The following is a 21,379-nucleotide window of genomic DNA, read 5'->3' as shown; positions in this document are numbered from 1 at the left end:
CAAGTCGGCAGAATATAATTGGACCAACATCGTATTGCACATTTGGCAAAGTGTTCACAAGCGAACATTAGATGTTCGTACAATTGAATTGTGTAATCGCGCCGCGATTGCCGTCGCGGATTTGTCGAGGACGGACGGCGGCTTGCTCGTTCCACAGGCCTCCGCACTTCAGCCTGCCGGTATGTGACAGCCCCTCCGTCGAGCGACGCAGGACCGGCTGGCGGCCTCATTGGGCCATCGGTCAAGCTATTTCGGTCTCATGCACCACGCGCGAACGCGATGCTAACATAGGTTCATGCGTATAAATCTATGTGGGTGAGGATTTTTCCGTCGCCGGGACGTAAAATATCTCTTCGAGCTGACCTTCAAATCTTGATTTCGATCAGGAAAATCGAATTTCGATCGCTCAAATCGTTCCAAATGCGTCCGTCGACTGAACCGATCTCCTGAAGCCGGGTTGGTCAGAGTGCGAGGTCCGATGCTCCCAGGGAGTACGGACCCGGCGGCCGATCGTGCTGTGGGCTCAAAAGCGTGCCGTGCCTCTCGCGAGGGACAGACAACATGTATTTTCACGACAAGCGCCTGCAGTACCCTGTCAAGGTCGAGAGCCCCGATCCGATCTACGCCCGCATGCTCCAGCAGGCGATCGGTGGCATCGAGGGCGAGATCCGGGTTGCATTCCAGTACTTCTTCCAGGCCTGGGGCAACCGTGCTCCGACCACCAAGTACCGTGACATGCTCCTCCACACGGCTACCGAGGAGGTGGGCCATATCGAGATGCTGGCGACCGCGGTGGCGATGAACCTCGAAAACGCCCCCACCAAGGTCCAGGAGGCCGGCGCGGCCGACGCCATCGTCGGAGCCGTCATGGGCGGCGAGAATCCGCGCCACATGGTCGAGGGCATGCTGCACCGGCACCTGCTCTCCACCGGCATGGCGGCTTTTCCGGCCAATTGCGATGGCGTGCCGTTCGACATGAGCCACATCTACGCGAGCGGCAACATCGCGGCCGACATGTACTGCAACGTCGCGGCCGAGAGCACAGGGCGTGTCCTGGCGACCCGCCTGTACAACGCCACCAATGATTCCGGCATGCGTGACATGTGGAGCTTCCTCATCGCCCGCGACACGATGCACCAGCAGCAATGGCTGGCGGTGATCGAGGAACTGGGCGGCGATGCCGGCACCCTGCCGATCCCGAACTCCTTCCCGCAGGAAAAGGAGAACCAAAAGTTTAACTACAACTTCTTCGCGACCGCTGCGGACGGCTCGCCGCCCCCGGCCGGCCGCTGGACGGAGGGCGCCGCCATGGACGGCAAGGGCCAGTTCAGCGTGGTCCAGAACCAGCCGATGGGTGAGGAGCCGGTCCTCGGTCCGGCGCGTCCCGACAGCGGGGCGGAAAGCCAGCAGATCGGGTGACGGCACGGTGCTCCGGCCCGCCGGAGCACCATCCTCTTCCGGCGATCCGGGCCATCGGCGCGGATCGCCGCCAGTGCGGACGAGGCAGCGAGGTCGCAGGACCGTGACAAGCGGCACATTCGTCGATGGACGTGTCAACCTCGTCCGAACCGAGGCGGAGCGTGCGCCGCTGGTCCGGCGGTTGGGGCGGATCGAGGGGCAGGTCCGGGGCCTGCGGGCGATGATCGAGGTGGACCGCTACTGCCTCGACGATATCCAGCAGATCCGGGCCGCTACGGCGGCTCTGCGCGAGGTGGAGCTCCTCATTCTCGGCCAGCACCTTGCGGCGGGTCTGACCCTGGCGATGCAGCCGCAGGACCGCGAAGCGGTGCTGGAGGATCTCCAGCGCGTCCTGCGGGCCGCAATGGCGGAGACGCGGTAGGGCTTGATGCTTGCCGGTCTCAGTGCCGCGTCAGCGTCTCGACCACCGCGCCAGGCTCGACTGTCTCCGAGAAGCGGGCGAGGCGCCGCCGACTCGCTTCGCTCAGGCCGCCGGCATGGGCGAAGGTCGTCAGCGCGATGCCGACGAGGAAGCGCGCCTCCTCCGCGGTCACGGCCCGTCCGCTCAAGGTGCTGGCGGCGCCGCGTACGGCCAGAACGGCCTGCTGAAACGCTGGATCGTCTTCGAGGTCGGAGAGGCGTGTCATACGTGTCGTCCCGCGTTCGGCGTCTGGTTGCAGCAATACGGTCTCGGTTCGCGGGCCGCCACCGCGATGATTGTCCGCACCGACGTGTCCATGCATCGCGGCGCAGGTCAGGATGTCGCGAGAACTATCCGTATCGACGCCCTGCCGTCGGGTCGACGTTTCGCTCGAACTAGCAGCCTAAGTATCATAGATCAATCTCAAGATTGCGATCTTGGCTGATCTATGTTGCAGCGGTGCTCCTGGGATTTAGCAAACATGGCCGGACCGATACTCTCAGTTTCTCACAGGTGATCGGCGATCATGCTTCAACATGCCATCGACGGCGAGACGATCGCCCGGCAGGGTCCCCGGCTTCCGGACAGCGTCCAGTCCCACCTGGGCCATCTGCTCGCGGCGACCTACGCGCTGGGTGCGGCCGAACCGACCGTCGCGGACCGTTTCGCCGACCTGCTGAAGCTGCTGGACGCGGCCTTCGGTCGAGCCCGGGACAGCCGCGAAAAGGAGTTTCAGGCCTCCCTCCTGCGCATGGTGCCGAACCTGCAGCGCTTCGCACGATCGCTGCTGCGCAATCACGTCGGAGCCGACGACCTCCTGCAGAATACGCTTCTGCGGGCGTGGCGCTCGCGGGCGAGCTTCGTGCCCGGCACGAACCTGGAAGCGTGGCTGTTCACGATCATGCGCAACCAGTTCTACAACGAGCACCGCAAGCGCGGTCGCGAGGTGCAGGATGAGGACGGCGCGCAGGCGGAACGGATGGTGTCGCTGCCGGAGCAGGGCGGCCATCTCGATCTCAGCGACGTGCGCCTCGCCCTCGACCGGCTGGCCCCGTCGATGCGGCAGGCGCTGGTGCTCGTGGCGATCGAGAACCTCACCTACGAGGAGACCGCCGCGGTCATGCACTGCCGGATCGGCACCGTGAAAAGCCGGGTCTGGCGTGCCCGGACCCAGCTCGCCGAGATGCTGGGCTATACCGGCCTGGAGGTCGGCACCGACGAGGTCATGCTGGCTGCGGCCGGGCCGCGGAGCCGCAGAGCCGCCGCCGTTTCCTAGAACCCGGCTCGCGCCGCGCGGGGCTCGCGCTAGGCAACCTTGCACGCGTAGAATGATTCAACCCTTACGCGCGCCCGGAGCCGCAGTCCCCGCATGTCCTCGTTTACGCCCGCCCGCCGGACCCTCGTTCTCGGTCTGCTCCTCATCGCCTGCGCGGCTCCGGTCCGGGCGATGCCCGGGCCTGCGGCGCGCGCATGGCTTTCGGATCTCGTCACGCGGATCGACGCCGCGGACCGCGCCGGGCGGCGGGCGGTATCCGGCCGGCCGATTCGCACCGTGGTGGTCCATGTGGAGATCGCCGCCGACGGGGCGATGCAGCGCATCGAGATCGAGCGAAGCTCGGGCGCACCGGATCTCGATCAGCGGGCGCTGCGCGCCGTCAGGGGGGTGGGTCCGCTCTCGGCGCCGCCAGTCAGTCTGCTGGGGCATACGGGCGTGGCCGATCTGAGCATTCCGGTCGAGCTCATGCGCTGAGGAACCTCAGACCGACGTCGATCACCGGAGATGATATCGATTTCATCAATTCTGGATATCGATCCAATCTGTTTGGATCATGTTGCCCTGCAGCATAAATAGCTTCTCGACGCCGGGCAGGACCCGGCCCACGAGAGGTTCGACCATGACGTTGCGTCCCTTTTTCCTCGCCGCCGTTATCGCCCTTCCGACGACGGCTGCGGCCCTGGCTGACGAAGCCCTCACCCTGACGCCGCCGCTCTATCGCGATCAGGCCCGGATCACGGCCGCGACGCGCCCGGCCTCCGAGCTCGTCACGACACCGCGCCTCGTTCCGGCGGCCCCGGCCGCCAGGCGTGTCGTCGCCACGGCGGTGCCGATGCGCTGATGCCGTCGCCGCGATCGGGCTCCACGGTTGTCGTGAGTGCGCCCCTCCGCTCACTGTGCATCGTTGCCATGCCCTGCGGGCGGGCGTTCCCCCGCCCGCGCGGTGTATGATCGCACACATATGGAGGGTGCGATGGCTTACAGGATCTCGTTTCGGAAGGGGAAGCGGATCAGCTTCACCAAGCTGTGGCCCTGCGAATTGGAGGCCGCAATCGCCCACGCAAAGGCGCAACTCCCGGCGCAGCGGGCGCAGAATGGCGCCACCTCGGTGAGCGTCATCTGCGAACGGACCGGCGAAGTCCTGTTCACCTTCGCGGAGGAGCCCGAGACGGCCGAGTCGTGACCGTTCGTCAGGCCCCGGCCGGAACCTGCACGGTCCAAGGCTGCACGAACGTGTGTTCCTCCAGATTCAGACCCGGTCCACCGCGGTCGATCACCACGAAGTCCTGCCGCGCTCCGAACGGCGTCAGTACCCCGTGCCAGGTATTGCGCGCGTAGCAGATGCCCTGAAACGGCCGCGCGCTGACGAAGGCTCGCGGCCGTCCGGGTTGGCCCCCCTCATCGGGACAGACCACGATCAGGAATGGCGCGGCGCTCAACGGGACGAAGGCCTGGGCCCCGAGCGGATGCCGCTCGACGAGGCTGAGACGCAGGGGCAGCGGATAGGGCTCCGCCTCCACGAGGCCGATCACCGTCCGGGCGCCCTCCCCCACCACCTCGATCGCCGCGAGATCGTGGAAACGGCGCGCCATGCCGCCGTTCATCGGGCGCGGCGCGACCGTCGCCATATCGATCACCGTCCCGAACGGCGCGAAGGCCGCCTCCGTCAGGGGCTCGGCCGTGACGAATCGCGTCTCGGGTTCCGGTCTCATCGCGCCGACCCACCCACGGCCAGGGCGGGGTGCCGGTTGACGTCCTTGTAGAGCAGATAGCGGAAGCGGCCGGGGCCGCCCGCGTAGCAGGCCTGCGGGCAGAAGGCGCGCAGCCACATGAAGTCGCCCGCTTCGACCTCGACCCAGTCGCGGTTGAGCCGGTAGGCGGCCTTGCCTTCGAGCACGAACAAGCCGTGCTCCATCACGTGCGTCTCCTCGAACGGGATGGTCCCGCCGGGCTGCATCGTGACGATGGTGACATGCATGTCGTGGCGCAGATCGTCGGGGGCGACGAAGCGGGTCGTGGCCCAGGCTCCGTTGGTGCCCGGCATGGCGGCCGGTTCGATCTCCGAATCGTGCATCACGATGGCGTCCGGTGCACCGAGACCCGGCGCAGACTGGTAGCGCTTGCGGATCCAGTGGAAGCGGGCTGGCGCGGCGGCGGCGTTGCGCAGGCGCCAGGGCGCACCCGGTGGCAGGTAGGCGTAGCTCCCGGGGCGCAGGGCGTGGGTCCGACCTCCAAGCTCCAGGCTCGGGCCGCCATCGACCACGAACAGCACGCCCTCGGCCTGTGCATCGGGCTCGGGGGACTCGCTGCCGCCGCCGGGGGCGACCTCCATCAGGTATTGGGCAAAGGTCTCCGCGAAGCCCGACAGGGGCCGCGCGAGGATCCAGGCCCGCGTCCCGTTCCAGCCGGGCAGGAAGCTCGTGACGATGTCGCTCATCACGCCCCGCGGGATCACCGCGTAGGCCTCCGTGAAGACCGCGCGGCCGGTCATCAGCGCCGTCTGCGCCGGCAGGCCGCCGCAGGGGGGATTGTAGGGCGTCTGGGTCATGGCATGTCTCCCGCGGCGTTCAGGCCGTTTGGGGCTCGGCGACCGGCGTGTCCAGGATGGCCGCCGTGTCGGTCGTCCGCTGACCGTTCAGGACCCGGTGGGCCTGCGCCCGGTCGATGTCACCCTCCCAGGCGGCGACCACGATCGTGGCCACCACCTGCCCGAGCAGCGGCGCGAAGAAGCGCCTCATCGCAACCTCCCGGATGTGCTCGGGCCGGCTTGACCCGGGCCGCTCGTCCGAGGGCGTGGACGGAGGACCGCGGCCTGGCGGCGGCATTGCCCCCCTGGAAGAGCTCGATGCCGCGCACGACACCATCCCGCCGGGACATCCAGACGTCAAATATCTGTTTCATTGGCATTGAGACTATGGACATCTAGAACTTGGTCATGGAACTCCGGCACCTGCGTTACTTCCTGGCGGTCGCCAGGCATCTGAGCTTCACCGCCGCCGCCGAGAGCCTCGGGGTTGCGCAGCCGCCCCTGAGTCAGCAGATCCGCGACCTTGAGGCGGAGATCGGCACGCCTCTGTTCGAACGCACGACGCGGCGCGTCGCCCTGACCCCTGCCGGACTGGAATTCCAGGCGCAGGCCACCGCAATCCTGGAGAAGGCCGGTATGGCGGTCGAGCGGGCGCGGGCCATCGGGGCCGGCGCGGCCGGAATCATCAATGTCGGCCTCACCGGATCGATGCTGGCCGGCCCCCTCGCCCGGGCGATCCGCAGCTTCGCGCGCACCTATCCGGCGGTCGATCTGCGCATTCACGAGATGGCCCCGGATCGGCAGATCGCCCTGCTCAAATCCGGGCAGACCGATGTCAGCTTCCTGCGCTGCCCGCCGTCCGACGTCGACTTGATCCGCGCCTGCGCCTGGGCGGAGACCGTCCGGCTCGTGCTGCCGCGCGGCCACCGGCTGGCCGACGCGACGGTCCACTTGGCGGATCTGGCCGACGAGCGATTCGTGTTCCTGCGCCGCGCCGATTCGCTGTTCGCGAAATACCTGTGGGATCGCTGCGTCGAGGCCGGCTTCACGCCGGACATCACGCATGAGGCCGTGGAGGCGGCCTCCCTGACGAGCCTCGTCGCGGCCGGGCTGGGTATCGCCATCATCCCGGAATTCGTCGCCCGGCTGGCGCATGCGGACGTGGTCTATGTGCCCCTGCAGGGGCCGCCGATCCGCGCCGACGTCTACGCCCTGTGGACCCGGGCGAAGCAGCCGCTGATCGAGAATTTCGTTCGTCTCGTGCAGGTCGGCCGGGGCGCGGAAGCCTGACTGCGCGGACGGGCGTGACGGCCCTGTGCGATTCGCCTGATCCTGTTGGCGGCCACGGGCCGGACCCTTCGGCGTCGCCGGCGCCCCGCGGGCCAAGCCGCACCCATCGAAATCAACCTGAACGCCGATCTGCGGGACGCTGCAGAAAAATTCATCATCAACCCGTTCGAGCCGGCTGAATCGTATTGAGATAATCACCTTTCTTTGTAGTGGAATTTACATCAAAAATCTGGGCATTCTCGTATTAATCGTAAGTTGTTTCATATCTCGAATTATTAGATGGTCGAACTTATATCAGTGAAATCGATCTGGACTATGCATCGGTCAAATGGGGAGTCTCCGAACAGTTTATTGATTTGAAACTTGATGCTTTGTATGAGCTTGGCCGTGCAATCGTTCTGCGCGGTCGTCGCTGGCGTGCGGCCCTAACCTGAGATGAGCGGAAAGACGTCATGGCTCTCGTGAAGAAGACCGCCCTGCCCGGCCCCCAGACCTTGGTGCGGAAGAGCGAGCCAGCCAGTGTCAGCCAGCTCGGGCGGCTCAACGAGGAGAACCGGCGCCGCGCCCGGACCTTCGCCAAGCAGCAGAAGGCGGCCGAGCGCATCGCCGCCGCCACGACGCAGCTTGCCAGCGGCATCGCCGAGGCCTCTTCCGCGGCGGAGGAGCTGCGCAAGGCCATGGAGCAGATCGCCGCCGGGGCCGAGCAGGCGGCGGGGGCCTCCGAGCAGTCGCAGCGCGCCGTGAGTACGGTGTCGGAGGCGAACACCGCCGCCCGCAATGAGGCCGAGGGGTCCCGCCAGAAGACCGAGGCGCTGCAGACGCTGATCGCCGGGGTCAGCCAGCAGATCCAGCTCAGCATCGGCTCGATCACCACCGCGGCCGAGCGTCAGACCGCCTCGGTCACGATGATCGTCGAGCTGGAGCGGCAGGCCGCCAATATCGGCGACATCGTCCGCGCCGTGGCCCGGATCGCCGACCAGACCAACCTGCTCGCCCTCAACGCCGCCATCGAGGCGGCCCGCGCCGGCCAGCACGGCAAGGGCTTCGCGGTGGTGGCCGACGAGGTGCGCACCCTGGCGGAGACCTCCGAGAAGAGCGCGCAGGAGATCCAGGCGCTGATCGGCCGGATCCAGGAGGACGTGAAGGTCATCGCGGACGGGATCAACCGCTCGGCCGAGGGCGCCCGCCAGGAGGTCGAGAAGGGCCAGGCGATCATCGCGCAGCTCGAGACTGTGCGCGTCGCGATGGTCGAGGTCGCGACCGGCGCCGACGCCATCGCCACGGTCGCGATCGATGCCGAGAAGGGCGCCGTCGAGGCGCAGAAGGGCGCCGAGCTGATCGCCGCGGCCGCCGAGGAGCAATCCTCCGCCTGCCAGGAATCGCTCAAGACGATCGAGCAGCAGACCACCGCGCTCGGCCAGAGCGAGCAGGCCTCCGCCGAGCTCTCGACGCTGGCCGACGAGCTGAAGAACTCGACCGATATCGGCAAGAGCGCCGAGGAGGTCGCCTCCGCGGCCGAGGAGCTGTCCTCGGCGGTGGAGGAGATCAACCGGGCGGCCGCGCAGATCACGACGGCCCTCGACCAGATCGACCGGGGCGCCCAGCAGCAGACCTCGGCCGCGCAGCAATCGTCGGCCGCCATCGCGCAGATCGAACGGGGCGCAGCCGTCGCCCAGGCCCGGGCCCAGGAGGCCCTGGACAAGGGCAGCACGGTCACCGGCCAGCTCCAGGAGAACCGGGCCGCGGTGGACGCCCTCGTGGCCGGCGTGACCCGGTCGCTGGAGGAGACCGACACGAGCCGCGAGCAGATCGGCGGCCTGGAGCAGGTTAGCCGGAAGATCGACAAGATCGTGGACGCGATCACCACGGTGGCGATCCAGACCAACATGCTGGCGGTGAACGGCTCGATCGAGGCGGCCCGGGCCGGTGAGTTCGGCAAGGGCTTCATGGTGGTGTCCACCGACATCCGGAACCTCGCCCGGGATTCCTCCGAGAATGCCGAGCGGATCAAGGACCTCGTCAAGTCGATCCAGGACCAGATCGTGGTGGTGAGCCGCGACCTGGAGGCGATCTCGGCGGCGGCCGCCAGCGAGGTCGAGAAGAACAAGGCGATCACCCGCGACCTGCACACGACCGCCAACGACATGGCGGGTGTGCTCGAGGGCAACCGGAAGATCCTCCAGGGCTCCGAGATCATCCTGCGCAACATCGAGGAGGCCAAGCGCGGCATCGACCAGATCGCCACGGCGGCCCAGCAGGGCAGCCAGGCGGTCGTCGAATCCCAGCAGGCCGCCCGCGAGCAGGCGAAGGGCGCGGAGGAACTCGCCGCCGCGATCGAGGAAGTCGCCTCGCTCGCCGACGAGCTCCAGAACCAGGAGTAAGGGGCGCCGCCCCGGCCCGGTGCCGACGCTGCCGCGGCGTCGCGCGCCCCCGCATGCAGGCCGTTCCACCGGGACGGCCCCCTGACCCAAGCTCTGTCCGGAGCCCCCCATGTCCAACGACGCCCTCGCCACCGCCGCATCGGACGACCCATCGGCGGCCGCGCATGTGCGGCAGTTCGTGACCTTCCACGTCGAGCGCGAGACCTACGCGGTGCCGCTCGCCGAAGTGCAGGAAATCATCCGCCTGCCCGTGATGGTCGACGTCCCGCTCGCGCCCCCGGCGCTTGCCGGCCTCGCCAACCTGCGGGGCTCGGTCCTGCCGGTCGCCAGCCTGCGCCGGCTGTTCTCCCTGCCCGACCGGAGCCACGACGATGCGACCCGGGTCGTGGTGATCAACCGGGGCGCCGGTCATGGCGGCGGGCCAGGGGGTGGCCACGAGAGCACCTCCGGCTTCGTGGTCGACCGGATGGCCAGCGTGATCACCGCCGAGGCCGGCGAGATCGAGGGCGCCGACGGCCTGAGCGCCAGCGCGGAGACCGACCTGCTCGCCGGGGTCATCAAGCGGGCGGGCGGCATGGTGATGATCATCGATCTCGGCCGCCTGCTGCAGCGGAGCGGATCGGGGCGCGCCGCGGGCGGTCGGACCGTCGACAATGCGATCGAGTTCGGCGCCGCGACTTCCGAGCGCGGTGCGACGGAGGGCGGTGCGTCGGACGAGATCCAGCTCGTCTCCTTCGAACTGGCCGGGCAGGAATACGCCCTGCCGATCGAACACGTGCAGGAGATCGTGCAGCTGCCGGAATTCGTCAGCGAGCTCCCGAACGCCGAGGGGCACGTGATCGGGGTGATCAACCTGCGCGACCGGCTGCTGCCGCTCGTCAGCCTGCGCACCTTATTCGGCCTGCCCGCGGCGCCCCTGGGCGAGCAGAACCGGATCGTGGTCGTGTCCCTGGGCGCCGCATCCGCGTCCGTGGGCATCGTCACCGACACCGTGAAGGAGGTGCTGCGGGTGGCCCGTGCGGTGGTCGACCCGCTGCCCGATCTGCTGTCGAACGGCGGTTCGCTGCGCGAGGTCGAGTCGATCTGCCGGCTCAACGGCGGCAAGCGTCTGGTCTCGATCCTGTCGGCCGGCCGCCTGTTCGCCCCCAGCCAATTGTCCGGCGCCTTGGCCGTCGAGGAGGGAACCATGCAGGAGACGCGCGGCGGGACCGAGGTGACGCGGGCCGACGAGGAGGAGCAGTTCGTCGTGTTCCGCCTCGCCGACGAGGAATACGGCGTGCCGATCGAGGCGGTGCACGAGATCGTCCGCGTCCCCGAGCAGCTGACCCATGTGCCGCGGACGCCCGCCTTCATCGAGGGCGTGGTCAACCTGCGCGGGGCGGTGCTGCCGGTGGTCGATCAGCGCCGCCGCTTCCAGCTCCCGGATGCCGAGCGCAACGACCGCCAGCGGATCATGGTGTTCGCGATCGCCGGGGTGCGCACCGGCTTCATCGTCGACTCGGTGTCGGAGGTTCTGAAGATTCCCCGTTCGGCCATCGTGCCGGCGCCGGACCTCGCGCAGGACGACGACAACGCGGTCGAGCGGATCGCCAACCTCGCCGACGCCAAGCGCATCATCCTGATGGTGAATGTCGACCAGCTCCTGAGCCGGCACGAGGTCGCCGACCTCAAGGCGGCCTGAGACCGCCCTCACCCTTCACCCCAACCGTTGGCCACCGCGCCGCTGACCAGTCTTCCGCATCCCGATGCCCAAGCTCCTGATCGTCGACGACTCCGCCCTGATGCGCAAACACCTGCGCATGATCTTCGAGGAGACCGGCCAGTTCGAGGTCCAGACCGCCCGCAACGGGCGCGACGCCCTCGATCAGCTCGGCCGCTTCGAGCCCGATGTGATCACCCTCGACATCAACATACCGGAGATGGACGGGCTCACCTGTCTGGGCGAGATCATGACGGTGAGCCCGCGCCCGGTGGTGATGATCTCCTCGCTGACCAGCGAGAGCGCGGCCGTGACCCTCGAAGCGATGCAGCTCGGGGCCGTGGACTACGTGGAGAAGCCGGGCGGCACGGTGTCGCTCAACATCGCCGAGGCCCGCGACGAGATGGTCCAGAAGGTCCGCGGCGCGGTCGGGGCCAAGCCGCGGCGCGCCCGCGGCCTGGTCGACCGGGTCCGGCGCGGGCACACCGAGATCGTGAGCCGGAAGGCGCCCCAGCCGGCGACCCGGGTCAATGGCTGCGTCCTGATCGGGGTCTCGACCGGGGGGCCGCGCACCCTGGAGGAGATCCTGCCGGAGCTGCCCGGTACCCTGCCCTGGCCGGTGGTGATCGCCCAGCACATGCCCGGCCCGTTCACGGGCCCCTTCGCCCAACGCCTCGACCGGATCTGTGCCCTGAAGGTCGTCGAGGTCGCCGGCCCGATGCCGCTGGCGACGGGACACATCTATATCGGCCGGGGCGACGCCGACGTGGTGATCGAGCGCAAGCTCGGCCGGCTCGCGGTCAACTCGGTGCCGAGCGATCCGTCCCTGCGCTGGCATCCGAGCGTCGACCGGCTCGTGCGCAGCGCCCGGGACCACATGCCCGCCGACGCCCTGATCGGCGTCGAGCTCACCGGCATGGGGGATGATGGGGCCGCCGCCATGGCGGAGCTCAAGGAAGCGGGCGGGCGCACCGTCGCGGAATCGGAATCCAGCGCCGTCGTCTTCGGCATGCCGGCCGAACTGATCCGCCTCGGCGGCGCCACCCTGACCCTGCCTGCCCGCACCATCCCCGGCCAGCTCGTCAGCTGGCTGTCCTGAGATCGTCGCCGAGATCGCCATGGCCCTTGTCCGCAAGCACCCCGCCGCCGCGCCGGCCCCCGTCCAAGGGGATCCCCGCGAGGCCCTGGAGGGCGCGACGGCCGCCGAGCGCCGGGAGGCGGCCCACCGGCTGGCGGCCGATCCCGACGCGGTCGATCCGCTGGCCGACCGGCTCGCCCGGGAGGCGGACAAGAGCGTCCGCGAGGCGATCCTCCTGGCGCTCGGCCGCATCGGCACAGAGGCGGCGGTCGAGCGCCTGTTCGACCTGCTCGGATCCGAGGATGTCTGGCTGCGCAATGCCGCGATCGAGACCCTCGCGGAGATGGATGCGGCGGTGATCGGGGCCCTCGACCGGGCGCTGTCCGACCCCGACAGCGACCGGCGCATCTTCGCGGTCAACATCCTGGTCTCACTGCGCCACCCGGCGGCGGCGGACTACGCCCGCCGCGCCCTGGCCGAGGACGATCACGTCAACGTCGTGGCCGCTTCCATCGACGTGCTCGCCGAGATCGGCACCCCCGAGATGATCCCGGAGATCGAAGCCGCGGCGGCGCGCTTCCCGGACGCGCCGTTCCTGACCTACGCGGCCCGCGCCGCGAGCCGCCGCATCGCCTGATCGGCGGCCCGCATGACCGCCCCCTCCAACCCGTCGACGCCGGTCGTCACCGACAGCGACTTCGTGCGCTTCCGCGACTTCTTCTACCGCAAGACCGGCATCATGTTCGCCGACAACAAGCGCTACTTCGTCGACAAGCGCCTGCAGGAGCGGATGCTGGCCTCCGGCCAGACCCAGTTCCGCGACTACTTCAACATGATCCGCTTCCAGGCGAGCGGCGAGGAATTCCAGACGCTCGTCAACCTGATGACCGTCAACGAGACGTATTTCTACCGGGAGGAGTATCAGTTCCGCTGCCTCGTGCAGTCGATCCTGCCCGAGGTCACCCGCCGCAAGCGGCCCGGCGATCCGGTGCGGATCTGGTCCGTGCCCTGCTCCACCGGGGAGGAGCCGTACTCGATCGCCTTCCAGCTCCTCGATACGTGGCCCGACGTCGACCGCTACGACATCGAGATCGTCGCCACCGACATCGACACGACGGTGCTCGAACAGGCCAAGCGCGGGCTCTACGGCGACCGCTCGGTCCAGCACGTGCCGAAGGCGACGCTCGAGCGCTACACGCGGCGGGTGCGGGGCGCCTACGAGGTCATCCCCGACATCCGCGACTCGATCGCCTTCGCGCGGGTCAACCTCTCGGACTCGCTGTCGACCCGGCAGTTCCGCAACTTCGATGTCGTGTTCTGCCGTAACCTGCTGATCTACTTCGACGACGCCTCCCGCCGGGACGCCGCCCAGACGATCTACGAGGCGCTGCGGCCCGGCGGATTCGTCTGCCTCGGCCACTCCGAATCGATGAGCCGGATCTCCTCGCTGTTCGAGCTGCGCAAGTTCACCGAGGCGATCGTCTACCAGAAACCCCTGAGCGCGGAGGCCTAGGATGGCCCGTATCCTCGTGGTCGATGATGCCACCACCGTGCGGATGTACTACCGGGACGTGCTGGAAGAGGCCGGCTTCGCGGTCGAGGAGGCCGTGAACGGGTTCGAGGGCCTGGAAAAGGCCGTCGCCGAGAGCTTCGACCTGATCCTGGTCGACGTGAACATGCCCAAGATGGACGGCTACGCCTTCCTGCGCCAGGGCCGGACCATGTCCGAGCTGCAGGTCGTGCCGGCCGTGATGATCTCCACGGAGAGCGCCGCGCAGGATCGTGAGCGGGCCTACGCGGCGGGCGCCAATCTGTACCTCGTCAAGCCCGTGCGCCCGGAGGTGCTGACCGAGGTCGCCACCGTGATGGCTGGAGTCGTGCCGTGACCAACGCCCTGCTCGCCCAGTTCATCCCGGAGGCGCGCGAACTCCTGGAGCGCGCCGGAAGCGGCATGCTGGCCCTGGAGAAGGCGCACAGCACCGAGGCCCTCGACGAGATTTTTCGGGCGGTCCACACCCTCAAGGGCACGTCCGGCCTGTTCGATATCGCGCCGCTGACCAATCTGGTCCACGCGGCCGAGGATCTCCTGGTGGAGGTCCGGGCGGGCAAGCTCACCCTGGAGCCTGAGATCGTCGACGGGCTCCTCGACAGCCTGGATCTCGTCGGGCACTGGATCGACGTGCTGGAGACCCGCGAGGTCCTGCCGGACGACGCCGAGGCTGCGATGTCGGGCCGGGTCGTGGCGCTGCGCGGCTGGCTTGAGGCCGGCGGCCCCGCGGCGGCGGCGAACGCTGCGGACAGCCAGGCGGCGCCGGACTGGCTCGGCGCCCTGCCCGAGGTTGAGCGCCAGGCCGCCTACGCGGCCGGTGCGCCTCTGGTCGCCTGGAGCTACGAGCCCGACGAGGCCTGCTTCTTCCGCGGCGACGACCCGGCGCACCTCGTGGCGCAGGCGCCCGGGCTCGTCGGCCTGCGCGTGCTGCCCCGGGGGCCCGTCCCGCCGCTCGAAGCCTACGATCCGGTCCTGAGCTGGCTGCGCTTCGAGGTTCTCTGCGCCGCCTCCGCCGAGGCGGTGAGCGAACACCTGCGCTATGTCAGCGATCAGGTGCAGGTGAGCCCGATCACCCCCGAGGATCTGATCGTCCTGGAGGGACCGGAGGACGATGCCGAGGTCTTCGGCGATTTCGGTGCCCGGGCCCGTCTGCTGGTGGCGACGGGCGCGCGGGCGGAGCTCAAGGCCGCCGCCGCGGGCCTGCTGGGGATCATCGGCCCTGCGACCCGGCAGGCCGGCGCCCTCCGCTGGATCGCGGCTCTGTCCGCGACGGCTGCCGCCGACGCGCTGCTCCGCCTCGTATCGGCCATCGATGGCGCGGCGCCCGGCACCGCGCCCACTGGTCCGGCGGCAGCGGGCGTGACGACTGCCCCGCCCCCGGCTGCGGTTCCGGCTTCTCCCGGGGCGGAAACACCGCTGCGTCAGCGTGCCGAGGCGATCCTGGCGGCCCAGGCCGAAATGCTGGCTGTGCCGGTCGATGCGGCGCTGAACGCGGGGCGGCTCGAATCGGTGCGGACGGTGGTGCGGCGCTGCCTCCGGCACCTCGCCCCGCCCCGGGCGGAGGCGCTGAGCGCCGCCCTGGCCCGGTCCGGCGACGCGGCGGCGCTCCTCGCTGTCCTCCGGGATGCGGCGGACGTGAGCCCGGCCGCTGCCGTCGCGCCCGCCCCGAAGGTGGCTCAGAAGCCGGCCGTGCCCGCGGCGGCGCTGCCGGCCGGCCCATCCCCAGAGGCCGCCGAGAGCGGCCCGGGCACCGGCCCCGCCCGGATGCTCCGGGTCGATCAGGCCAAGGTCGACACGCTGATGAACTTCGCGGCCGAATTGGTGGTCGCCAAGAACGGGCTCGCCTACCTCGCCGGCCGGGTCGAGCAGGTCAGCGGCTCGCGCCAGCTCGGTCGGGAGATCAAGGAGCAGTACGCGGTCATCGACCGGATCGCCCAGAGTCTGCAGGTCGGCGTCATGGCGATCCGCATGATGCCGGTGAGCCAGGTGTTCCAGCGCTTCCCTCGGCTGGTGCGCGACACCACGCGCAAGCTCGGCAAGGAGGTCGAGCTGGTGATCCAGGGCGAGGATACCGAGGCCGACAAGAACGTGCTGGAGAGCCTCGCCGACCCGCTGATCCACATGGTCCGCAACGCCCTCGATCACGGGATCGAGACGCCGGCCGACCGCGTGGCCGCCGGCAAGCCGGCCCGGGGGACGCTCCGCCTCTCGGCCCGGCAGGAGAACGACAACGTCATCATCGAGGTCGCCGACGACGGGAAGGGCATCGATCCGGAGGTGGTGCGGGACAAGGCCCTGCGCGTCGGCCTGATCACCCCGGATCAGGCCGCCCAGATGGCGTCCGAGGACTTCGTCAACCTCGTCTTCGCGCCCGGTTTCTCGACCAAGGAGCAGGTCTCGGACCTCTCGGGCCGGGGCGTGGGCATGGACGTGGTGCGCTCGGCTGTGCGCAAGGCGGGCGGCGACGTCTGGCTCGCGAGCCGCCTCGGCCAGGGTAGCTGCGTGACCGTGCAGTTGCCGCTGACCATGGCGGTGACCCGGATCGTCACCGTGGAGTCCCATGGACAGCAATACGGCGTCGCCATGGATGCGGTGGCCGAGACCGTGAAGGTGCCCCAACGCCAGATCCACCGGATCAAGCAGCGCGAGACCTTCGTGCTGCGCGACGCGGTGATCCCGCTGGTGCGCCTCGCCGACAGCCTCGGACTCGGCCCGGCCGAAGGCGCACCGCCGGACGAGGAGGCCGTGATGGTCGCCCGGATCGGCCGCGAGCGGGTCGGCATCGTGGTCGACGGGTTCCGCGAGCGCATGGAGGTCATCGTGCGGCCCCTCGACGGGCTGCTCGCCGGCCTTGTGGGCTTCTCCGGCACGGCGCTGCTCGGCGACGGACGGGTGCTCCTGGTCCTCAATCTTCCGGATCTGATCTGATGCCCCTCGAACAAGACGGCACGACCCTCCGGCTCACGGGGCATTGCCCGGTCGAGGATGCCGAGCCCCTGCTCGACGTCCTGCGGGCGACCCCGGATGCGCTGGTGGATCTCACCGGGGCCGCATGGCTGCACACCGCCGTGCTGCAGGTGCTGATGGTCGCGGCCCCCGCCCTGCGCGGTCGTCCGGATGGTCCGGTGCCGGCGGCCTGCCTTGCCGGCCTTCCCACCACGGCGGCCGGATGAGCGCGCGGATCCTCGCGGTCGCCAATCGAAAGGGCGGCACCGCCAAGACCACCACGGTGGTGAACCTTGCCGCCGCCCTTGCGCATCGCGGCCTGCGGGTGCTGCTCGTCGATCTCGACACGCAGGGCCATACCGGCCTGGGCTTCGGGGTGCGGGCGGCGCCGGGCGAGCCGACGGTGCACGACCTCTACCGCAACGCCGGACCGGTCGATCTCGGACGCGCCATCCGCCCCACGAACGTGCCACAGGTCGACATCGTGCCGGCCGACCGCGGCTTCTCGGGCCCGGATGGCGTCGTCGCGCCCCTGGGGCTCGCGACGGCGTTGAAGCCCCTGGCCGCAGATTACGCCATCACCCTGATCGATACCGCGCCGACGGCCGACGCCCTGTTGATCAACGCCCTGGCGAGCGCGCACCACGTCCTCGTCCCCACCCAACTCCATCACCTCGCGGTCGATGGCGTCGGGCAGTTCGCGCGCTCGTATTTCCAGGTCGCCACGACCCTCAACCCGGACCTGGGCGGCCTCTCGATCATGCCGGTTCAGGTCGATCTGCGGATCACGATGCAGCGGGAGGCGCTGCAGCGGCTCGAGGCGCGTTTCGGCCGCGAGCGCCTGCTGCCGGGGATCCGGCCGGACATTGCACTGGCGGAGGCTTTCGGACGCGAGGTTCCGGTTAAATACTTCAAGCCGCGGTCACGGGCGGTTCACGATTTTGACGTGCTATGCAGTCACGTCATGGAAAAAGTCTTTGCGATCTAAAATGTCCCATTTCTGGCAAAGTTGAAATCATTTTAAACTGTCATTGTTGAAGAGAAAGGTTGGGACATGCACAAGGTTTTGATTGTCGATGACTCGCCGACCATCCTGGCTAGTATGACGGGTATTCTTGGAGGCGCCGGATATATTTCCGTAAAGGCCGCCCATGCTGAGGATGCCCTGGCGCAGGTCATGGCCGGCCTCAGCCCTGCATTGGTCATCACGGATTATCATATGCCGGGCATGCACGGCGTTCAGCTGATCCAAGAGCTGCGTAAGCTTACGCAGACCCGCTTCACGCCGATGCTGGTGCTGACGACCGAGTCCCAGCAGGAGAAGCGGGATGAGGCGCGGAAGGCGGGTGCGACCGGTTGGTTGGTGAAGCCGGTTCAGGCCGACAAGCTTCTGCAGGTGGTGAAGCAGGTGGCCCCGTCGCTCCAGGCCATCGCCGCCTGATCCAAGTGGGAGGTCCCGCCGAAATCCGTACGCGAGCTTCGGCCCTCTATCCCTTCGCCGATGACACAATAAGCCGGAGCGCCTGATACCCTCGATGCAAACCGCGGCCCCAGCCAGTCCCAAGATCGAGTTGAAGACGCTCCTGATCAGCGGCGGTGCCGGCTGTGCCGTCGGGGTTCTCCCAATGATCCTCGGGGCCGCACAGCCGGTCCATCTCGTGATCGCTGCGGCCTCTGCGGTCTGCGGCGGATTGGTGGCGCGCGCGATCCAGCAGCCCGCCCGCCCGCTCGCGGTCAATCCGGCGCCCATGGCGCGCCCTGCAACGCCCATGATCCGGCCCCCGGCGGCCGACGAAGCCGCGTGGCGGGCGCCCAGTGCACGCCAGCCGGATGAGATGGCGCCCAATGTGGCGCGGGAGGTGGCTCAGGATCTGGCCGACCTCGGACCCTTCTTCTCGGTCACGCGCGAGCAGCTGCGCAGCATCGTCGGGCAGACCGAAGGCGCCGCCGCCGCCATCATGACGTCCCTGGACGCGCTCAACGCGGCGCAGATCCGCAGCGCCGGCTGCCTCGATGACACGCGCGAGCGGATCGTCGGCGTGGCTGAGCAGAGTGACGCCGCCCTGCACACGCTGGCACGATCGCTGGGGACCTACCTCGACGGACGCCTCCGGGAGACCCGGGCGGAGCGCGGTGCGGTCGATGCCGCGGCAGCGCAGATGCGTGGGCTCGATACCCTGATCATCTCCCTGGAGAAGGTCGGCGCGTCGACGCGGATGCTCGCCCTCAACGCGAATATCGAGGCCAGCCGGGCCGGCATTCACGGCGCCGGGTTCAAGGTGATCGCCCGGGAACTTCAGGATCTTGCCCAGGCGTCTCAGTCGGCCATGGCAGAAGCCCGGACGCAGGTCTCGAACGTGCAGCGGACGATCGGTCAAGTGCTCGCCGCTGAACACGGGACCGAAGGGACGCAGAGCGAGCAACAGCGGCTCCAGGCCCTGATGACCGAACTCGACAGCATCGCTGAGACGACGACCCGGGTGCTGCTCGGGATGGTCCGAAGCGACCTGACGGAGGTCGCGTCCCTGACCAAGGCGGTCGGCAACGAGGTCCTGTCGGTCTTCGGGCAGGTGCAGTTCCAGGACGTTGTCCGCCAGCAGATCGAGGCGATCGACGAGTCGAACACGATGCTGGAGCACTGCCTCGACGGGCTCCGGCAGAGCCTGAGCGGGCACGAGCCCGAGGCGCCGGTCCGGCCCGCCGCCATTCTGGAGACGGCGCGGTCGCGCTATGTCACGCAGATCCAGCGCCACGTCGACGCGCAGGTCATGGGCCGCCCGACTGACCAGGCGGAGACGCTCGCCATCGAGCTGTTCTGAGGATGCCGCGGCTCGTACGACCAGGGCCGCCATCCGATGGGATCGTGCGATCCCGCAGGATTTTCGCGTTGTAACTCTTGGACATGGCCTGGTTCCGCCGATCCCCACGCGCGGTGAGATCGGCGCGGCCGGTTCTCGACTTCCCCGTCTCCCGCCCCCCCGCCCTGCCCCTGCTAATGTCGGCCGCCGAACTGATCGTTTCCGCGCGTAGATGAACCCCAGGTGCGTGCAGCGACTTGCGCAGATATCCGACACCCATGGAGGCGGGAAATGACTGACCCTGGGGATGTGGCGGATCAGCTTGCCGCACTGCGCGCCGACAACGCCCGCCTGCGCCGCCTGCTTCATGAAGCCGGCATGCCCGACAGCCTGCGGCACGGCCTGCGCACCACGATGGCGATGCTGCGCACCATCATGCTTCGGTCCGCCGAAAGCGCTCAAGATGTCGAGACCTACGTCACCCATCTGGACGGGCGCCTGGGCGCTCTGCTGCGCGTGCATTCCACCACGGACATGCTCGGCGAGATCGATCTGCATTCCCTGATTTCGGACGAGCTGATGGCGCATCTCGTGCGCGAGGGCGAGCAGGCGACGATTGAGGGCCCGCGCGTGCGGCTTCAGCCCAAGCCCGCCCTGAGATTGGCTCTGGCGCTGCACGAACTGACGAGCAACGGGATCGAGCACGGCGCCCTGGCCCTGCCACGGGGACGCGTGACGGTGTCATGGCGGATCGAGCCGGGTGAGCCCGATCCGATCCTCGTGGTGGAATGGGGTGAGATCGGCGGGGCTGGCGTGACGCAGCCCGCACGCCGGGGTTTCGGAACGACGCTGTTGGAGGACATGCTGGCCTACGAGTTCGAGGCGCAGACAGCCATCGCCTACGGGCCGGACGGTCTGCGCTATACCCTCCGGATTCCGTTCACGGTCCGGATCGGCCGCTTGGCCGATCCGGCGCCGGCGTCGGATGATGACGACGCGAGAGCCTAGGCGGCGCCCTGTCTGGTTCGGCCTGCCGGGCGACGGCGCTGCCGGACCGGCGGCGATCTAAACGCTGCTGCGGCATAGCAATCGAGCCGCTACCGGCGGGGCCGCGCTGGTGCCGCCCGGGATCAGGCTGGGGGTCGACATCGCCACCAGCGAGCGCATCGACGGCGACAGGCTGCGCACGGTCGCCGACCCGGTACCGCTGATCGGCCCGCCTCGCGGCGGCGTCCTGTCCTGGGTCTGCGCAGTCAGCGGCTGTGCTGGAAGGCTTTTGGCCAGGACACGCCCCGGCCAGAGCTCCCACAGTGAGGATCGGAACCGCGTATCGTGTGCTGACGACTCGCCGGAGCACGCGCGTCCGGAGAAGCCATCAATTTGCTCCGCTGCCTTCTGGCGACAGTAAGCATGACGACATCAACCACGACATTCGACCATCGTCTTGAGAAGGACGAAGGCGGCGTGACCTATCTGTCGAGCCTGACATCATCGAGGTCGGACATGACGGACGAAAAGCGACTCTCGGGTCGGACGGACTGCTTCAGCGCAGGCCATATCGTGGTGGCGGATTCGGACAGGCGGCTGCGCTGCCTTGTCTGGAACATGTCGGATACCGGCGCCCTGCTGGAGGCCGGTGAGGAGGACGCCGTGCCGGAGACGTTCACCCTGCTGACTGCGATCGATCAGACATTCCGACGCTGCACGGTCGTCCGGCGCACCGGTGCGCGGTTCGGCGTGGTTTTCGCCGAGTAGCGGACCATCAGTTCCGGCTATCAGCCGATCTGGTTTCGACCCGATTCAGTCGCCGTTGCGTGGCCGCGCGGCTCCCGAAAGCGGACGGACGTTCCGCCGGTGCTCTGGCCGCGATAAGCTCATTGCGCCTCTTCGAGCCGCCTCAGTCCATTCATGCGACGTCGCAGCTCCGCCCCGGCGTCGCGGCGTCCTGGGCCAGGC

Annotated in this window: 24 protein-coding genes; 20 read left to right on the top strand and 4 right to left on the bottom strand. The window is 68.6% G+C overall.

Annotation, left to right across the window (positions count from 1 at the left end):
• The first annotated feature begins 561 nt into the window (after nucleotides 1-561).
• Together MKK88_RS29065 and MKK88_RS29060 are read left to right on the top strand one after the other, a co-directional pair.
• Nucleotides 562-1,419: a manganese catalase family protein gene (locus MKK88_RS29065; protein ID WP_244006135.1), complete on the top strand. Its 858-nt coding sequence runs from the start codon at nucleotides 562-564 to the stop codon at nucleotides 1,417-1,419.
• Between the two features lie 103 nt (nucleotides 1,420-1,522).
• Entirely contained in the window at nucleotides 1,523-1,840 is a 318-nt protein-coding gene (locus MKK88_RS29060; RefSeq protein ID WP_244006133.1) for a metal-sensitive transcriptional regulator, read from the top strand.
• Nucleotides 1,841-1,859: 19 nt separating this feature from the next.
• Here the strand turns inward: MKK88_RS29060 and MKK88_RS29055 are convergent, their stop codons facing one another.
• Nucleotides 1,860-2,105, bottom strand: coding sequence for a hypothetical protein (locus MKK88_RS29055; RefSeq protein ID WP_244006128.1), 246 nt, complete (start codon nucleotides 2,103-2,105; stop codon nucleotides 1,860-1,862).
• Between the two features lie 300 nt (nucleotides 2,106-2,405).
• Between MKK88_RS29055 and MKK88_RS29050 the strand changes: the two genes are divergently transcribed.
• From MKK88_RS29050 to MKK88_RS29035, 4 genes are all read left to right on the top strand, one after another.
• Nucleotides 2,406-3,155 carry a sigma-70 family RNA polymerase sigma factor gene (locus MKK88_RS29050; protein ID WP_244006126.1) on the top strand — a complete coding sequence of 250 codons (750 nt, stop codon included), beginning with the start codon at nucleotides 2,406-2,408 and terminating at the stop codon, nucleotides 3,153-3,155.
• A 93-nt stretch (nucleotides 3,156-3,248) separates the two neighbouring features.
• On the top strand, nucleotides 3,249-3,629 hold the full coding sequence (locus MKK88_RS29045) for an energy transducer TonB (RefSeq protein ID WP_244006124.1): 381 nt from the start codon (nucleotides 3,249-3,251) through the stop codon (nucleotides 3,627-3,629).
• Nucleotides 3,630-3,774: 145 nt separating this feature from the next.
• Nucleotides 3,775-3,996: a hypothetical protein gene (locus MKK88_RS29040; protein ID WP_244006122.1), complete on the top strand. Its 222-nt coding sequence runs from the start codon at nucleotides 3,775-3,777 to the stop codon at nucleotides 3,994-3,996.
• Nucleotides 3,997-4,128: 132 nt separating this feature from the next.
• Entirely contained in the window at nucleotides 4,129-4,338 is a 210-nt protein-coding gene (locus MKK88_RS29035; RefSeq protein ID WP_244006120.1) for a hypothetical protein, read from the top strand.
• A 7-nt stretch (nucleotides 4,339-4,345) separates the two neighbouring features.
• Here MKK88_RS29035 and MKK88_RS29030 read toward each other — a convergent pair whose 3' ends face one another.
• From MKK88_RS29030 to MKK88_RS29020, 3 genes are read right to left on the bottom strand one after another with little or no spacing between them, the layout of a single operon-like run.
• Nucleotides 4,346-4,867, bottom strand: coding sequence for an ureidoglycolate lyase (locus MKK88_RS29030; protein WP_244006113.1), 522 nt, complete (start codon nucleotides 4,865-4,867; stop codon nucleotides 4,346-4,348).
• Nucleotides 4,864-5,703, bottom strand: a complete 840-nt coding sequence (locus MKK88_RS29025; RefSeq protein ID WP_244006111.1) for a bifunctional allantoicase/(S)-ureidoglycine aminohydrolase — start codon at nucleotides 5,701-5,703, stop codon at nucleotides 4,864-4,866. Before MKK88_RS29025 ends, MKK88_RS29030 begins: the two co-directional genes overlap by 4 nt.
• Nucleotides 5,704-5,722: 19 nt before the next feature.
• Complete coding sequence (locus tag MKK88_RS29020) at nucleotides 5,723-5,893, bottom strand: hypothetical protein (protein WP_409566725.1); 171 nt, start codon at nucleotides 5,891-5,893, stop codon at nucleotides 5,723-5,725.
• Nucleotides 5,894-6,090: 197 nt separating this feature from the next.
• Between MKK88_RS29020 and MKK88_RS29015 the strand changes: the two genes are divergently transcribed.
• The 14 genes from MKK88_RS29015 to MKK88_RS28950 all read left to right on the top strand — a co-directional run bounded on the left by MKK88_RS29015 (nucleotide 6,091) and on the right by MKK88_RS28950 (nucleotide 21,178).
• A complete protein-coding gene (locus tag MKK88_RS29015) occupies nucleotides 6,091-6,972 on the top strand; it encodes a LysR family transcriptional regulator (protein WP_244006104.1) in 882 nt (293 codons plus the stop codon).
• Between the two features lie 452 nt (nucleotides 6,973-7,424).
• The gene (locus MKK88_RS29010; RefSeq protein WP_244006103.1) at nucleotides 7,425-9,353 is read left to right on the top strand and encodes a methyl-accepting chemotaxis protein; all 1,929 of its coding nucleotides are present in this window, start codon (nucleotides 7,425-7,427) and stop codon (nucleotides 9,351-9,353) included.
• A 109-nt stretch (nucleotides 9,354-9,462) separates the two neighbouring features.
• Complete coding sequence (locus MKK88_RS29005) at nucleotides 9,463-11,034, top strand: chemotaxis protein CheW (RefSeq protein WP_244006101.1); 1,572 nt, start codon at nucleotides 9,463-9,465, stop codon at nucleotides 11,032-11,034.
• Nucleotides 11,035-11,098: 64 nt separating this feature from the next.
• Nucleotides 11,099-12,151 carry a chemotaxis-specific protein-glutamate methyltransferase CheB gene (cheB, locus tag MKK88_RS29000; protein WP_244006099.1) on the top strand — a complete coding sequence of 351 codons (1,053 nt, stop codon included), beginning with the start codon at nucleotides 11,099-11,101 and terminating at the stop codon, nucleotides 12,149-12,151.
• A 19-nt stretch (nucleotides 12,152-12,170) separates the two neighbouring features.
• Entirely contained in the window at nucleotides 12,171-12,767 is a 597-nt protein-coding gene (locus MKK88_RS28995) for a HEAT repeat domain-containing protein (protein WP_244006098.1), read from the top strand.
• A gap of 12 nt (nucleotides 12,768-12,779) precedes the next feature.
• A complete protein-coding gene (locus MKK88_RS28990; RefSeq protein ID WP_244006091.1) occupies nucleotides 12,780-13,643 on the top strand; it encodes a CheR family methyltransferase in 864 nt (287 codons plus the stop codon).
• A gap of 1 nt (nucleotide 13,644) precedes the next feature.
• Nucleotides 13,645-14,016: a response regulator gene (locus MKK88_RS28985; RefSeq protein WP_244006089.1), complete on the top strand. Its 372-nt coding sequence runs from the start codon at nucleotides 13,645-13,647 to the stop codon at nucleotides 14,014-14,016.
• Nucleotides 14,013-16,607, top strand: a complete 2,595-nt coding sequence (locus MKK88_RS28980; protein WP_244006088.1) for a chemotaxis protein CheA — start codon at nucleotides 14,013-14,015, stop codon at nucleotides 16,605-16,607. Before MKK88_RS28985 ends, MKK88_RS28980 begins: the two co-directional genes overlap by 4 nt.
• Complete coding sequence (locus tag MKK88_RS28975) at nucleotides 16,607-16,852, top strand: hypothetical protein (RefSeq protein WP_244006086.1); 246 nt, start codon at nucleotides 16,607-16,609, stop codon at nucleotides 16,850-16,852. The genes MKK88_RS28980 and MKK88_RS28975 overlap by 1 nt, the downstream gene beginning before the upstream one ends.
• Nucleotides 16,849-17,613: a ParA family protein gene (locus MKK88_RS28970; protein WP_244006084.1), complete on the top strand. Its 765-nt coding sequence runs from the start codon at nucleotides 16,849-16,851 to the stop codon at nucleotides 17,611-17,613. Before MKK88_RS28975 ends, MKK88_RS28970 begins: the two co-directional genes overlap by 4 nt.
• A 66-nt stretch (nucleotides 17,614-17,679) precedes the next feature.
• Nucleotides 17,680-18,066, top strand: coding sequence for a response regulator (locus MKK88_RS28965; protein ID WP_244006082.1), 387 nt, complete (start codon nucleotides 17,680-17,682; stop codon nucleotides 18,064-18,066).
• Between the two features lie 94 nt (nucleotides 18,067-18,160).
• Nucleotides 18,161-19,444, top strand: a complete 1,284-nt coding sequence (locus MKK88_RS28960) for a methyl-accepting chemotaxis protein (RefSeq protein ID WP_244006080.1) — start codon at nucleotides 18,161-18,163, stop codon at nucleotides 19,442-19,444.
• Between the two features lie 270 nt (nucleotides 19,445-19,714).
• Nucleotides 19,715-20,431, top strand: coding sequence for an HWE histidine kinase domain-containing protein (locus tag MKK88_RS28955; RefSeq protein ID WP_244006074.1), 717 nt, complete (start codon nucleotides 19,715-19,717; stop codon nucleotides 20,429-20,431).
• Nucleotides 20,432-20,926: 495 nt separating this feature from the next.
• Complete coding sequence (locus tag MKK88_RS28950; protein WP_244006072.1) at nucleotides 20,927-21,178, top strand: PilZ domain-containing protein; 252 nt, start codon at nucleotides 20,927-20,929, stop codon at nucleotides 21,176-21,178.
• Nucleotides 21,179-21,379 lie beyond the last annotated feature (201 nt).

The sequence above is a fragment of the Methylobacterium sp. E-005 genome (assembly GCF_022829725.1).
Classification (GTDB): Bacteria; Pseudomonadota; Alphaproteobacteria; order Rhizobiales; family Beijerinckiaceae; genus Methylobacterium.
This window is presented reverse-complemented; position numbering and strand designations above follow the sequence as displayed.

What these genes read in the sequence shown, in the direction of transcription:
- MKK88_RS29065 (WP_244006135.1), top strand. Translation starts at nt 562, where the DNA reads ATGTATTTTCACGACAAGCGCCTGCAGTACCCTGTCAAGGTCGAGAGC.
- cheB (WP_244006099.1), top strand. Translation starts at nt 11,099, where the DNA reads ATGCCCAAGCTCCTGATCGTCGACGACTCCGCCCTGATGCGCAAACAC.
- MKK88_RS29050 (WP_244006126.1), top strand. Translation starts at nt 2,406, where the DNA reads ATGCTTCAACATGCCATCGACGGCGAGACGATCGCCCGGCAGGGTCCC.
- MKK88_RS28975 (WP_244006086.1), top strand. Translation starts at nt 16,607, where the DNA reads ATGCCCCTCGAACAAGACGGCACGACCCTCCGGCTCACGGGGCATTGC.
- MKK88_RS28960 (WP_244006080.1), top strand. Translation starts at nt 18,161, where the DNA reads ATGCAAACCGCGGCCCCAGCCAGTCCCAAGATCGAGTTGAAGACGCTC.
- MKK88_RS28995 (WP_244006098.1), top strand. Translation starts at nt 12,171, where the DNA reads ATGGCCCTTGTCCGCAAGCACCCCGCCGCCGCGCCGGCCCCCGTCCAA.
- MKK88_RS28990 (WP_244006091.1), top strand. Translation starts at nt 12,780, where the DNA reads ATGACCGCCCCCTCCAACCCGTCGACGCCGGTCGTCACCGACAGCGAC.
- MKK88_RS29055 (WP_244006128.1), bottom strand. Translation starts at nt 2,105, where the DNA reads ATGACACGCCTCTCCGACCTCGAAGACGATCCAGCGTTTCAGCAGGCC.
- MKK88_RS29025 (WP_244006111.1), bottom strand. Translation starts at nt 5,703, where the DNA reads ATGACCCAGACGCCCTACAATCCCCCCTGCGGCGGCCTGCCGGCGCAG.
- MKK88_RS29010 (WP_244006103.1), top strand. Translation starts at nt 7,425, where the DNA reads ATGGCTCTCGTGAAGAAGACCGCCCTGCCCGGCCCCCAGACCTTGGTG.
- MKK88_RS29020 (WP_409566725.1), bottom strand. Translation starts at nt 5,893, where the DNA reads ATGAGGCGCTTCTTCGCGCCGCTGCTCGGGCAGGTGGTGGCCACGATC.
- MKK88_RS29035 (WP_244006120.1), top strand. Translation starts at nt 4,129, where the DNA reads ATGGCTTACAGGATCTCGTTTCGGAAGGGGAAGCGGATCAGCTTCACC.
- MKK88_RS28970 (WP_244006084.1), top strand. Translation starts at nt 16,849, where the DNA reads ATGAGCGCGCGGATCCTCGCGGTCGCCAATCGAAAGGGCGGCACCGCC.
- MKK88_RS29005 (WP_244006101.1), top strand. Translation starts at nt 9,463, where the DNA reads ATGTCCAACGACGCCCTCGCCACCGCCGCATCGGACGACCCATCGGCG.
- MKK88_RS29030 (WP_244006113.1), bottom strand. Translation starts at nt 4,867, where the DNA reads ATGAGACCGGAACCCGAGACGCGATTCGTCACGGCCGAGCCCCTGACG.
- MKK88_RS28985 (WP_244006089.1), top strand. Translation starts at nt 13,645, where the DNA reads ATGGCCCGTATCCTCGTGGTCGATGATGCCACCACCGTGCGGATGTAC.
- MKK88_RS28965 (WP_244006082.1), top strand. Translation starts at nt 17,680, where the DNA reads ATGCACAAGGTTTTGATTGTCGATGACTCGCCGACCATCCTGGCTAGT.
- MKK88_RS28955 (WP_244006074.1), top strand. Translation starts at nt 19,715, where the DNA reads ATGACTGACCCTGGGGATGTGGCGGATCAGCTTGCCGCACTGCGCGCC.
- MKK88_RS29040 (WP_244006122.1), top strand. Translation starts at nt 3,775, where the DNA reads ATGACGTTGCGTCCCTTTTTCCTCGCCGCCGTTATCGCCCTTCCGACG.
- MKK88_RS29045 (WP_244006124.1), top strand. Translation starts at nt 3,249, where the DNA reads ATGTCCTCGTTTACGCCCGCCCGCCGGACCCTCGTTCTCGGTCTGCTC.
- MKK88_RS29015 (WP_244006104.1), top strand. Translation starts at nt 6,091, where the DNA reads ATGGAACTCCGGCACCTGCGTTACTTCCTGGCGGTCGCCAGGCATCTG.
- MKK88_RS28950 (WP_244006072.1), top strand. Translation starts at nt 20,927, where the DNA reads ATGACGGACGAAAAGCGACTCTCGGGTCGGACGGACTGCTTCAGCGCA.